Source organism: Sphingobium sp. TomMM15, from assembly GCF_055397045.1.
On sequence record NZ_AP027315.1, the window covers coordinates 217,938 to 230,696 of the forward strand.

The 12,759-nt window shown below is 60.0% G+C and carries 8 protein-coding genes; 5 read left to right on the forward strand and 3 right to left on the reverse strand.

Going from position 1 to position 12,759, the window contains the following annotated elements:
* Positions 1 to 344 precede the first annotated feature (344 nt).
* The gene (locus ACZ51H_RS13825; protein WP_464803330.1) at positions 345 to 2,066 is read right to left on the reverse strand and encodes an FAD-binding protein; all 1,722 of its coding nucleotides are present in this window, start codon (positions 2,064 to 2,066) and stop codon (positions 345 to 347) included.
* 113 nt (positions 2,067 to 2,179) lie between these two features.
* On the opposite strand from ACZ51H_RS13825, the gene ACZ51H_RS13830 reads away from it, so the two are divergent.
* The 4 genes from ACZ51H_RS13830 (at position 2,180) to ACZ51H_RS13845 (ending at position 6,535) form a co-directional block, all read left to right on the forward strand.
* Positions 2,180 to 3,640, forward strand: a complete 1,461-nt coding sequence (locus tag ACZ51H_RS13830) for an NAD-dependent epimerase/dehydratase family protein (RefSeq protein ID WP_464803331.1) — start codon at positions 2,180 to 2,182, stop codon at positions 3,638 to 3,640.
* On the forward strand, positions 3,637 to 3,948 hold the full coding sequence (locus ACZ51H_RS13835; protein ID WP_464803332.1) for a hypothetical protein: 312 nt from the start codon (positions 3,637 to 3,639) through the stop codon (positions 3,946 to 3,948). The genes ACZ51H_RS13830 and ACZ51H_RS13835 overlap by 4 nt, the downstream gene beginning before the upstream one ends.
* A 56-nt stretch (positions 3,949 to 4,004) precedes the next feature.
* Positions 4,005 to 4,658, forward strand: a complete 654-nt coding sequence (locus ACZ51H_RS13840; protein ID WP_460988368.1) for a TetR/AcrR family transcriptional regulator — start codon at positions 4,005 to 4,007, stop codon at positions 4,656 to 4,658.
* 380 nt (positions 4,659 to 5,038) lie between these two features.
* The gene (locus ACZ51H_RS13845) at positions 5,039 to 6,535 is read left to right on the forward strand and encodes a GH39 family glycosyl hydrolase (RefSeq protein WP_464775223.1); all 1,497 of its coding nucleotides are present in this window, start codon (positions 5,039 to 5,041) and stop codon (positions 6,533 to 6,535) included.
* Here ACZ51H_RS13845 and ACZ51H_RS13850 read toward each other — a convergent pair.
* Positions 6,519 to 9,920, reverse strand: a complete 3,402-nt coding sequence (locus ACZ51H_RS13850) for a glycosyl hydrolase (RefSeq protein WP_464803333.1) — start codon at positions 9,918 to 9,920, stop codon at positions 6,519 to 6,521. The two genes, ACZ51H_RS13845 and ACZ51H_RS13850, sit on opposite strands and share 17 nt — an antisense overlap.
* 288 nt (positions 9,921 to 10,208) lie before the next feature.
* On the opposite strand from ACZ51H_RS13850, the gene ACZ51H_RS13855 reads away from it, so the two are divergent.
* Complete coding sequence (locus ACZ51H_RS13855; protein WP_460988372.1) at positions 10,209 to 11,858, forward strand: family 43 glycosylhydrolase; 1,650 nt, start codon at positions 10,209 to 10,211, stop codon at positions 11,856 to 11,858.
* Between the two features lie 294 nt (positions 11,859 to 12,152).
* Here the strand turns inward: ACZ51H_RS13855 and ACZ51H_RS13860 are convergent, their stop codons facing one another.
* Positions 12,153 to 12,749: a TetR/AcrR family transcriptional regulator C-terminal domain-containing protein gene (locus tag ACZ51H_RS13860; protein ID WP_464803334.1), complete on the reverse strand. Its 597-nt coding sequence runs from the start codon at positions 12,747 to 12,749 to the stop codon at positions 12,153 to 12,155.
* Positions 12,750 to 12,759: the final 10 nt, after the last annotated feature.

Genomic DNA, 12,759 nt, shown 5'->3' on the forward strand with positions numbered 1-12,759 from the left:
GGCCGCTACCGCCAACCGTCATGGCGACGCCGTTTAACGGTCATCGGAGCAAGTGCGTATAGATGGCCGCGCTGTATAAATGTGCTTAACTGCATATTTTACAACACAGCCAACTTGCTGATGCGGGCAAATGCGGCCTCAAGGCAATGCGCTCTGGGCCGCCGTGCAGTTCGGCCCAGAGCGCAGCACCGATGCGGCGAGAATCCCTCAATCCGCACGGCAAACATGATCTAAATAGCGGTCATATCGATTCGACCGATACTCAACATAAGCGATCCGGCAGTTAAGTAAACGCTCTGGTAGCATTAGCGCCTTGCTCCGGCGTGCTGTCAAACCCAAGGGCTTCAGTCCGACCTCGCCAGCGACCGCGCGGCCCGGCGTCCAGAGAAGACGCAATCCGCAACCGACAAGCCGCTGACATAGATATTGGAGCAGATGCCGACAGCGTTCCGGCCAGCCGCATAAAGTCCGCGGATCGGCTCACCCTCTTCGTTCAAGACTGCGCCACTATGCTCCTGCACCCTGAGGCCCCCCAGCGTCAGAACCGGGAGGAAACCCAATTTGGCGTCGATGGACATGTTGATGGCGTAAAAAGGCGCTTTTACGATCGGCACGATATCCTCGGAGGCTTTCCCTAGTGGGTCAGCCGTCCCTGTTTCGGCGAGCCGATTGTAGTCGGCGACCGCTGCTTCAAGACCTTCCGGCGCGATCCCGCACTTTCCGGCCAGGCTCTTGATCGAGCCTGCCTTTTTCGACCCCATGAGCATGGCGGCTAGTGCGGGGTAACGCTGAAAGCCCAAGATGGCCTTGCTCTTCGACTGGAGCTTGGCCGTTCGATAGCCATCATCGTCCAGGATGATCCAGCACACACCCTCATGATCTTCCACCATCGGCATACCGATAGACGCGCCATAGAGCATCTCGTTGACATATCGCTGGCCCTGCCGGTTTACGACCATGCCCTGCGCCCAGGCGATGGGCGGGTTGATGAAACGCCAAGCGCTGACATGTTGAAGGCGCGATACGTCGCCGCCCGCGCTCTGCCCGAGCCGAATACCGCTTCCATCATCGCCGGGAGTGCCAAGCGGCATGCCCTTGAGATACTTGGGCGCATAATGCTCGACCATCTTTCGATTGAAAATGAAGCCCCCCGCCGCAAGACATACGCCGCGACGCGCACGAATTACGCGCTTAACACCCGCCTTACGCTCCAAAGCCGCCGCTTTTTTAAACAGCCGCGACGCCAGGTGAGCGATGATGGGGGCGCCCGGCATCGAAGGCGGCAGGCGAAGTACCATAGCCGTCGCGCGACGCATCAAGGCGTCATAGCGCTTCCCCTCGGCGGTGCCGGGCTGCATCTGGATGGCAACCACGCCGACCACGCGACCATTGTGATCCATCACGAGCTGCCTCACCTTGGTGGAGGGCAAGGACTTGATCCCCAAACGCTCCGCTGACTTCCGCAGCGGATCATAAAGACCTTTCCCGTATCCCATCGGTGCATCCAGCTTGTCGACCAGGGCGCGATGCCCTCTCGGAGCAGGTTTCGCCACGGCCTTGTAGTTGGGCGCAAGGCTGTTGTCGGAATGATAGAGGGAATAGTCGGTGTGCGGATAGCTTGTCTTTTTCTCATAGACGCGCCCCGCGAAACGGACGCCATGTCCGGCCAGCCAACGCGCCGTATCTGCGCTCTCTTCGCAGAAGATCCGGAGCGTTTGGTCGCTGACAACGCCTTGGGTCTCCAAACGAAGATAGCTGAACATGTCTTCAACGCTGTCCTCGACACCTGCATCCAACTGAGCCGGCGTGCCGCCGCCTCCGTAGAATATGCCTCCGTTGATGCGCGTCGCGCCTCCTCCATCCGCACGATCGATGGCCAGGACCGACATGCCCTCTTCATGCGCCTGGATCGCTGCCGCGACGCCCGCGCCGCCATAGCCCACGATGATCACATCTTCTGCGCCGTCCCATTCGAAGGCGTCAGCATCCTCGATGACAAGCGGCGCTTCGACGTCGCTGTTCCAATGGGGGTCGCCAGGGCGAGGTTCACCGTGCGGACGAGTCATAATTGATCTCCTGAATCTCCCTCCCCTATAAATGGACATTAATGTATATTTCAATTGGCATTCACAAATCCCGGGGCTAAGTCGCATTTCTTAGAACGGCGAAAGGAACTAAAATGGCAGCAACTGGAAAGCTGGTCCTGGTGACGGGCGCGACAGGCAATATGGGCAGAGCCGTTGTCCATGCACTTTCGCAGATGCCCGCATTGACCGTCCGCGTACTCGTGCGTCCAGAAGAGAAATCTCATCGCGTTATTCGCCGCCTGCAAAAGCAGCATAGCGTGGATTTTGCATGGGGCGACCTCACCGACGCCGCCTCCGTGGACCGGGCAGTCGCTGGCGTGGACATGGTCCTGCACATGGGCGCTCTCGTGTCCCCTCTTGCCGACGAACTCCCGCCCGCTGTCGTTGAAAAGGTGAATGTCGGCGGTACGCAAAATGTCGTGAACGCCATCCGAAGCCAGCCCAATGCTGATCAGATCCGCCTTGTATACATCGGCACGGTGGCACAGACCGGCAGCCGCAATCCTCCGGTCCACTGGGGACGTACCGGCGATCCGATCTGCATCGGCTATAACGGGCATTATGCTGGCACCAAGGCCCGTGCAGAGGCCATCGTAGCCGAGTCCGGCCTTAAATATTGGGTATCGATCCGCCAGACCGGTATGGCCCATTACGACATGTGGAAGACCCAGGGGCCGATCATGTTCCATAACCCTCCTAACGGAGTCATGGAGTGGTCAACCGTGGAGGACTCGGCGCGCTTGATGGCAGCGTTGTGCGGCGACGGCGTTCCAGAGAATTTCTGGCGTCACTTCTATAATATTGGCGGCGGAGAATCCGCGCGGCTCGTCAACCATCAGTTGATGGTCAAGATGATGGCCGCCATGGGCGTCAAGGATTTCCGGCGCATTCTCAATCCAAAATGGCTGGCAACGCGAAACTTCCATGGGCAGTGGTATCTCGATTCCGATCGTTTGGAAGAGCTCGTGCCCTATCGGCGTTTTTCGATCGACGACTTTTTCACCGAACTACCCCGTCGCATTCCCTGGGTGGTCCGCACCATAATGCGCTTGTTCCCAGGCCTTGCCCGCAAGCAGATTCGTGCGGTTGCGGAGGGCTCTGGGGGGCCTGCCAGCTGGATCCGCACCAATGATAGGGAACATATCAACGCCTATTTCGGATCGCGCGAGGCATGGGAACAAATTCCCGATGACTGGGATGACTTCCCATTGGCGCAGCCTTCGCGAGACCCGATCGCGCTCGATCATGGCTATGACGATTCCAAGCCGAAGAACGAATGGGCAGCCGAGGATCTTCGCGGCGCCGCTGACTTCCGCGGGGCCAAATGCCATGCAAGCAAGGTTGATGACCCATTCTCTCCCGTAGATTGGGAATGCAGTCTTGGCCACCGCTTCACCATGTCGCCCAACCTCTATCTGGCAGGCGGCCATTGGTGTCCCACCTGCCAGACCGATATCGGCAGTTATCCGCTAGTTGCCGCGTCGAATCCATTTTTCGCTCAAATCTGGCCGGGTCCATCCGCTCAGACAACGGCTGCAAACACGCCCCCATGAAGAAAAAACTTCTTCTTTTCGCGGCCCTCACCGCCCTCTCTGCAACCTCTTTGGCGGCAATCCCTGCGCGCAAGAACGCGCCCGCTGTCGCACCGCGCTACAGTAGCTCGAGTACGCCCATCGGCACGCTGCTGGATGATCCTCGCACACGCGCAATCGTGGACAGGCATATCCCCAACACATCGACCGACAGCAGGATCTTCCTCGCACGCGGCCTGACGCTGAAAGGAATCCAGCGCTTCTCCCAGGGCAAGATCAGCGACAGACAGCTGGCTGCAATTGATAAGGATCTCGCCAAATTTAGATAACGGGTCGATTTCAGCATCTCATTGCCATGGCGGTGCTCCTATATCAGAAGGCGCTGATGACCCGTCGAACCGCCACTCCTGCAAAGCTTGCCCTCAAGAGAGGGCGTCCCTCGTCAACGGAGGTGGCGCTGATCGAGCAAGCCATTCTTGGCACCGCCCGAGGCATGTTTCTGGTCGATGGGTTCGATGGCGTTTCTATGGAGAAGATTGCCGCGGCGACCGGCATAACCCGCACCACGCTTTACGCCCGCTACGCGACCAAGGCGGATCTTTTCCGTGCGGTCGTGAGGGAAACGCTGGCCCGCTGGTATGCGGTTTCCCGAGTCAAATCCACCCATGGCGTTACCGATCTGAGAGAGGTTCTGCACCTACGCGTTGCCGACATGGCGTCTCTGTTGGTCGATCCCCTCTTTCGCGGACTTCATTCGTTAATTCTTCTCAATCGCCATCGCTTTCCAGATCTCGCGCCACTGATGCACGAACTGGGTTATCTCAACGCAGTTCGGCTGCTGGCGGAGGATATTCGCGCCGCTGCGCACAGGGACGCGATCCCCGTGGAGCGACCAGAAGCAGTCGCCGAGCACATTCTCACATCGGTATATGGCTGGTTTTTACAGTATGACCTCGTTCGTAAGCTCTCCGCAAAAGATATCGAGACACATGGGAAGAAGATAGTGGATCTCATATTGTTCGCCCGCGAACAATGGTGATCCTGTCCCTCCGACTGGTTCGAACTGCTTCCATGATGCAGGCGCTTTGATCCTATTCGCGTTAAAGGCTTTATGGCAACGCGAGCCCTCCATCCTCACATTAAGCCGCGGCATATCCGCAGCAGCGGCGCTCACGTAAAGCAGCACGAAAGCACGATCAGAGCGCAGCATATGCTCTCCCCTGGAGGGGCGCTTGTCATTCGTTCGTAAGACAAATTTGAAAAGGCACGCGGCGGCCAAGGTCCTCCCCATGGCTCAAAAAGTAAACAATAACGTTGCATTTAATAGAGCTAAGATCCATGGTCGGCTCATCAATTTCGGGGAAATTGCCCGTCAAGATGGGCTTGGCTTGCGAGTGGTGAAAATCTATGGATGACAAGATGTGGACGCGCCGTGAATTCTCCGCGATGGGGGGCGCGATGGGCGTGGCGGCTCTGACTTCTCCGGCCTGGGGCCGCACGCCCGACAATTTCATCGATATCGATATCCGAAAAGACGCCGGTCCTCTCGATCATATTTGGTCGCGCTGCATGGGCTCAGATCGTGCTGCCATCACTCTTCGGGAGCCATGGCGCAAGGACTTGGCGCGGTTCAAGAATGAGGCCGGTCTGCAACGCATCCGTTTTCACGGCATCTTCAATGACGAGATGGGGGTCGGCGCAAATGGTAATTTCCAGAACGTCGATGCCGTATATGATGGCCTGCTAGAACGTGGCGTCCAGCCGTTCGTCGAACTCAGTTTCATGCCCCGCTCGTTGGCAAGCGGAGCGAAGGAATTTGGCTTTTACCGCGCCAATGTAACTCCACCATCATCGTTGGACAAATGGGCGGAACTCGTCGGGAAGTTCGTCCGCCATCTCGTTCAGCGCTATGGCGCAGAGGAAGTGCGACAATGGTATTTTGAGGTCTGGAACGAACCAAATCTGAAATCCTGGTTTTGGACTGGAACGCAGGAGGAATATTTCGCGCTTTATAAGGCAGCTGCTCAGGCAGTGAAGGCGGTCGATCCTTCTTTGAAGGTGGGGGGGCCTGCGACATCGGCAATACAGTGGATTCCGCAGTTCCTCCAATTCTGTGCACAGAATAATCTGCCGGTCGATTTCGTTTCGACCCATGTCTATCCCGGAGACGATCAGGCCTTGATTTTCGGGAAAGCAGGTCTGCATAAGGAGTATGATGTCGTGCCTGCCGCAGCCGCGCTGGCCCGGAAACAGATCGATGCCACCCGCTATAAGGGGACGGCATTGTGGATCAATGAATGGTCATCCGATAGTCCGGCCATGATCGCCCACGCCATCAAAGAGAGCCTCCCCCACTGCCAGGCTATGTGCCAGTGGCAGATCAGCGGCGAGTATGAAGAGAATATGGTTGCCAACTGGATCTTCAAGGAAGGTCAGAACGGTTGGGGCATGCTCGCCCGGGGGAGCGTGGCCAAGCCGGAATTCAACACTTACAAGCTGCTACATCGGCTTGGCGACCGCAGATTGGCCGCGAAGGGTCCTGCGCTGGCCTCGCGCACGCGGGACGGCGGGTGCGCGGCTTTGGTCTGGAACCTCGCAGACGTCCAGCAGGCTCCGGGCATCCCCGGCGCCAGCAGGGAGCGCCGGATCATCGGTGACCGCAAGACGCTAACCGTTCGACTGCAGGGCGCCGCAGCCGCCCAAGCTGTCCAGGTCAGCTATGTCGATCAGGAGCGCGGATCTCCTTATCCAGCTTGGCGCGCCATGGGATCGCCGCAATATCCCACCCGCGAGCAGTTAGATACCATTCGCAGGGCAGCGGAACTGGCGGCCCCTGAGAGGATGACGCTAGATGAGCATGCTCAGCTTACGCTCGACTTGCCGCCGGAAGGTGTAGCACTTATCGAGCTTGTCTGAGAGCCTGGGGCATCTGACGCTCCAGCCGTACTGGGCCTATCAACCCCGATGGCGGCACTGGCGTAGAGGCGGTATAGGGTGTGGCGCCGAAGGGCGTTCCGCCCGGCCCTACGGTGTCGAACACGCTACGCGGCTGCTTGATGCCTAGGCTTGCCGCGTCCTCATGCGTGAAGGCGATCCGTTTCGTCACGCCGGGTTGACGGTCACCAACGACGCGATTGACCCACAAGTTACTGACCCGAACCTCAATCTTGTTGCGCCCGGTCTTCAGTAGGTTGGTAACATCAACGCGGTATGGCGCCGTCCACACTATGCCCGCCGAACGGCCGTTGACCAGCACTTCGGCGACCACCTCAACCGTGCCGAGATCGAGTTGCAAGCGCCCGCCATCCTGCATCCAGGACCGCGGCACCCGGAGCGTCCGGCTATAGTTGGCAGTGCCGGAAAAATACTTCACCCCAGGGTCAACGTCCTTGCTCAGGTCGCGCAACCGGCCGAGTTCGAGCTTTGCCGGTGCGCCTCGGTCGGGCGGGAACGCGATCGACCATTTATCAGACACATCAGCCAGTGGCTGAACGGTTGGGACGGGAAGCTGCTGGCTTTCCGGACCACCGTTGCGGAACATCACAAAGGTTGAGCCGAAGGGGGCAAGCGGGATATCGACCAGAGTGCGGCCATTTTCGTACCGATAGCTTGCAGGTCGTGCCTGGCCGCTTACAGGATCCCAAATCTCTGCGGTCTTGCCCGTCACCCGGAAGGCGGCCACCACCGACTGCGCTTTGTTCTGGCTATTCGAGACGAAATAGATGTCGCGGTCAGGTGTCTGGCGATGCCTGAAACGGATTGCGCCGTCCGCCTGTCCGCCCACGATTTCGAAATCGGCCGTTACCCCTTCCGCTGCCAACGGAGCGGCAAGGCTATTCGTTGCGTAAACCTTACCCGCCCCTACCTTGTGAGCGCCAGATGCCATCGGCCAAAGCTCAGTTATGATGGCGCGGACCTGCTCCGGGTCGTCGCTGAGGCTTGGTGAGCCCTGGGGCCTGTCACCCACGAGGATCGCGCCGTCACGGACAAGAGCGCGCAGGCGTTCAAGCGTTGGCAAGGTGAGCCACCGCGTTTGGCCACTCATGTACAAAAGCCGCCAGGACATGTCGTCCGGCGTAAAGAGACGTCCGTCCTTCACCGAGATGCGAGTCTTGAGCGCATCGGCGTTCACATAATCATATTGCAACCCGTCCGGCACGGCAGGTGGAGTTTCGCCGAAAAGCCCGGTGATCGAGGCGCCCTCGCCGTAGAAGATCGCCACGTCGTTCACCGCATGCCCCTGTTGCAACAGGTACGAGGCGCGACCGAGATAGCTGATCCAGGGGCCTGCCTGTTCCGCCCAGGTATCGTTGCGGTTGAACCAGTGGCCGAAGGGACCGAGCACCAGCCCCGGCGCCTTCCCGAGCAGTGGCTGATGCACCGAACTGTGCAGGATGAACCGGTTGATGCCCGCAACCATCATCAGGTCGGCGTCCGGCTTCAACATGCGCGGCGCGATCGACCAGGGCGAGCCGCTGGCGGTCAGCGCTTCGGCGGCGACGATGTTCTGGCCCCAGATATTGGCGACGGAGGCGGATTCGCGGATGTCCGCGAAAGGGCCAGGCTGGAAGACACCGGGCGTCCGCTTGTGCCAGAATGCCGCCATCGGCACGTCCGCCGACGCCTTCATCTCCATCCCGTCACCCATGGCGGCGGGGCGGCCTTCATGCGATTCGCCGTAGCGGATCATGCCGACCTTGTGCAGTTGGGTAGTCAGGGTGTCGTAATGCTCGGTCTTCAGCAGGTCCTGCAGCGTGCGGCGGAAATCCCACAGGAAACGGTCGCTCCTTTCGGCGCTGTCCACCACATAGCCTGCCAACACCGGCAGAAACGGCGTGGCGTCGTAGCCACGCAGGCGCTGGAATTTTTCCAGAATGGCGGGCGTCCAGTTCGCTTCCCCCGCTTCCCAGCTGTCGAAGATCATGTTGGTGACGCCGCCAGCGCCCAACCGCCCGCCGCTCGCCTGACGATAGCGGTCAAGATATTGGGTAATGTAGCTGGTCACGTCCGCGCCGCTGAGCTTGTCCACCTCCAGCCCGGAACCGGAAGGCTGAGCCGGAGCGTTGCGTTGGCCGGTCAGGGAGTAGCCGATGCGCAGGACAGTCCATTCGCCCTTTGGCGGAGTCCAGTCCAAGGTGCCGTCGGGGCGCATGCGTGATGTGAGGTCGACGACCTCCCGCCCGCGGATCGCGCCCTGCCCGCCCGGGGTGGCCAGGGAGTAATAGTCGGACGACAGCGCGAAACCGGCCTTGGTTTCCCATGCGTTGACCATCGGGGCACCGCGCAGAACCAGCTCCGATACCAGCAGCTTGCCGCCGGGAGGCCCCGCCATGCTCGCGCCGCCAATCTTGGCTTTGGGACCCGCTCCTGCCGGAACCAGTACCCGAAACCAGCGGGCGGTCGTCGTCGGCACGGTCGCGGTCCGTTGCGGGCCTGCCGTTTCGATCATCCCGACCTGATTCCAGCTGCGGCCGTCATTGCTTGCTTCCAGCCGTGCACCCGACCCAAGGCCCGCACCGCCGCGACCTCCGAAATGGGCGTAGCCGCCGGTTGCGGTCGTGACCGCACGGACGGTGACGGCGCGACCATAGTCAAATCGCAGCCAGGCATCGCCATCGGGGCCGGGGGTCAGCTCCGTGCTTTTCACGACATCGCCGTCGCTCAACATCTGCGCGGTGAAGTTTCCACCGCTGGCGCTGACCGTGGGGGTGGGCAGCTTCGCGCCATTGGACGTGCGGAACGCCACCAGTTTCGCATCGCGGTAGAACGTCTTTACGCCAAGCCCGCTGGCATTGTTCTGAAACAGTCCTGCGGAACCCGGCGGTTGGACGAGCTGGCCGGTGAAGCGTCGTCCCCCGGTGACCTGGGTCTCGCTCCACACATATTTCTTCATGCCCTGTTCGGGTTTGACCCAAGGGCCGCCGCTCTCGCTCCAACCGGGCGAACCGGCGATCCCGATGTCGAAGCCTTTACGAATGCTTCGCTCCACGGCTTCGCCGAACATCGCCTTCCAGCCATCGCTCATGTAGGGAAGCGGCGTTTCCACCACGCGCGGGGCGCCCAAGTCCACGTCGAAAGCCTGATACCCGCCCAGGCCGATGCGCTCCATCCAGTCGAGGTCGGCGGCGATGCCGGCGGAACTGATCTGCCCACTGTTCCAGTGCCACCACACCCTGGGCTTGGCCGCTAGCGGCGGAGCGCGGAAACCATCAAGCAAGGTGTCCGACGCCATGGCCGCGTGAGATGTGGTGAAATACAGTGCCGCAGCGCAGGCAAGCTTCAACGCCTCTGAATTTGCCATCTTATTCTCCCTGCATCCTTAGCCGCGCACGCTCGCATTACTGCGCTGCCTCGCCAGATATTTCCAGAAGCAGGCCATACTCCACCGCCGGATTAATGCAACGTATCTGTATACTTATTTGCCAGCCTGGCCTATGTCACGGCGTATCTGACGTATCAGTGGGGTAGTCTTGTGGGAAGTTCAGTACGAAACGGGGCGGTATATAAGGCTCTGCACTGGGTAACGGCGAGCCTGTCCGTTATGGCGTTGGTCCCGTTCGTCCCGGCAGAGGCAGCAGGCAGGTCGCGCATGGCGACCTATGCAAATCCTGTTGATCTACCCTATCGTTACCAGACGCCCGTCAAGATCCCGCAAATCCAGCTCAAGCTCGGCGAAGCCTATCGGGAAGCGGCCGATCCCACGATCATCACATATAAAGGCCTGTACTACCTCTTCGCATCGCATTCGAAGGGCTATTGGCATTCGCCAGACCTCCAGCACTGGACTTTCGTGGAAGCGAGCGGCTACGCCGTGGACAAGTTCGCTCCGACCGTCGTCGTGATCCGGGACCGGATGTATTTGGCCACAAGCGAAAGTACGCGCCGCATCTGGACGACCGACGATCCAAAGTCCGGGCGCTGGTATGAAGCCGCCGTCATCGAACAGCGTTATGAGGACCCGGACATGTTCCTCGACGATGATGGCCGCCTGTACATGTACAGCGGTCTGGCATCGAAGGGCCCGCTGCGCGTGGATGAGCTCGATACCAGCACGTTCCTCGTCATCAGGACTGCGTACATCCCGCAGTCCCGCGACAAGGATGGCCGCGGGTGGGAGGTGCCGGGCGACAATAATGAAAAGCCCGGCGCGCCATCCTTCGTCGAAGGATCGTGGATGACCAAGCATGACGGCCGCTATTATCTGGAATATTCGGCGCCCGGCACCGAGTTCAAGACATATGCCAACGGCGTCCTGGTCGCCGACGATCCGATGGGGCCGTTCGTCTATCAGGACTATAGCCCCTTTGCCGTGAAGCCCACCGGCTTCATTACCGGCGCGGGGCATGGCAACACCTTCAAGGATGCGACGGGACGGTGGTGGCACGCAGGCACCATGACTATCTCGCAGCGCCATATTTTCGAACGGCGGCTGGGACTGTTCCCGGCCCGTTTTACACGGACGGGCGAAGTTCTGTCGGATACCTATCTGGGGGATTATCCACGTTACTTCAGCGGCAATCGTGACCTGACGGGATGGATGCTTCTTTCGCGCGGCAAGGCTGCCACCGCGTCCTCCACACTGGACGGTTTTCCGGTTGAAAACGCCGTCGATGAGGATTCGAGGACATTGTGGTCGGCGCGATCGGGCGGTGAAGAATGGTTCCAGATCGATCTGGGATCGAAAAAGCGCATCGAAGCGATTCAGATCAACTTTGCCGATCAGGGCAGCCAGGGCCGCGGGATCAGCCGGGATAGCTACCGCTATGTGCTAGAGCTGTCGGATGATGGCCAACGCTGGCGCACAGCTATCGACCACGCCCACGATGGGCGTGACGCGCCGCATGACTATCAGGTGCTGCCCCAAGCGCAGAACGCCCGTTTCGTGCGGCTCCGCAATGTACAGGCGCCGGACGGCGGCAACTTCTCTCTCTACGACCTGCGCGTGTTCGGTAAAGGAACAGGCCGACGCCCTGGGCGCGTATCCGCGGTGAAGGCGAGCCGAAGCGCAGCGGACCCCCGGCGCGTGACGGTTACTTGGCAGGCGGCCCCCGGCGCCGAATTTCATATCGTTCGCGTCGGGCGTCGCCCCGATCTGATGAACCAAAATTTTCAGGTCTACGACGGGTTGACGTCGCTGGAGATTGGCAGCCTGAACCTTGGGAAGGGTTATTGCGTCGCCGTCGACGCGGTAAACGAAGTCGGCATTGCGCGCTCGACCTCTACTCGCTGTTTCGACTGACGTTACTGCGCGATGCAGGCGCTGCAGCAACCTGTGGCCAGCGAGGATCGGAAACGCATAATCTGGTCGCCGATTGGATCGCGTGGACGAACGGAATCCTACGTTCGCCGGACCTCTGCCGATCCAACTATGCCGGTTTAGCAGCACGGCTTGGACGATCGCTTGTGGCCGTCAAGACCTTCAAATCGAGCAAGCGATTTATCCAATCGGATGCGTCTGGACTTGATGGGGTGGTCATCTTCTGGCTCAATCAGTGAGTCCTGATCTTAATAAAGCAGTCTGGCAGTAGACACCCTATTTCTCACGTTCTGCCTTCTGCCGGGTGACCCGCGCGCCTTCAAGGAACAGGTCCACGGCATCAACGGCCCAGTCGCGCCGCTCCTGACTATCAAGGCTATCTCCCCCCAGGGTCGCAGCGCGGAGGGGCGTGCCGAGCACCATATCCTGAAGCATGAGCATGGCCCGTCGCGGGTCATTGCAGGCAAGTTCCCCAGCGTTCACGGCGTCGGCAATCAGCACGAACATCATTTCGCGTCCGGGAAAGCTGGCATCGTTGTCGGCCAGACGGGCGAGTTCGGGAAAACGCTTTGCCTCCCCCATGATGATCGCGGTCATCATCACCATCTTCGGGTCGAGCATCGCATCCAGCGCCTGTATGGCTACCGCGATCAGGCTGTCGCGCAGTGACAATCCTTTTGGAGCGGGCGTCGAGAAACGTTCGCGTAGCAATGCGTCGCTGACTGCGATGAACAATCGTTCCTTACTGCCAAAGCGCGCATGGACCGTTTGCTTGCTCGTTCCTGCCGCCGCCGCGATTGCCGCGATACTGGTCTTACTAAAGCCCTGCTTGAGGAACGCAGCCTCAGCGGCGGCGAGGATCGCCTTGGTCAAACGCGCCGCC

Bases quoted from the DNA above. Each gene is read 5' to 3' on its own strand.
- ACZ51H_RS13825 (WP_464803330.1), bottom strand. From the start codon at position 2,066: ATGACTCGTCCGCACGGTGAACCTCGCCCTGGCGACCCCCATTGGAAC.
- ACZ51H_RS13830 (WP_464803331.1), top strand. From the start codon at position 2,180: ATGGCAGCAACTGGAAAGCTGGTCCTGGTGACGGGCGCGACAGGCAAT.
- ACZ51H_RS13835 (WP_464803332.1), top strand. From the start codon at position 3,637: ATGAAGAAAAAACTTCTTCTTTTCGCGGCCCTCACCGCCCTCTCTGCA.
- ACZ51H_RS13840 (WP_460988368.1), top strand. From the start codon at position 4,005: ATGACCCGTCGAACCGCCACTCCTGCAAAGCTTGCCCTCAAGAGAGGG.
- ACZ51H_RS13845 (WP_464775223.1), top strand. From the start codon at position 5,039: ATGTGGACGCGCCGTGAATTCTCCGCGATGGGGGGCGCGATGGGCGTG.
- ACZ51H_RS13850 (WP_464803333.1), bottom strand. From the start codon at position 9,920: ATGGCAAATTCAGAGGCGTTGAAGCTTGCCTGCGCTGCGGCACTGTAT.
- ACZ51H_RS13855 (WP_460988372.1), top strand. From the start codon at position 10,209: ATGGCGACCTATGCAAATCCTGTTGATCTACCCTATCGTTACCAGACG.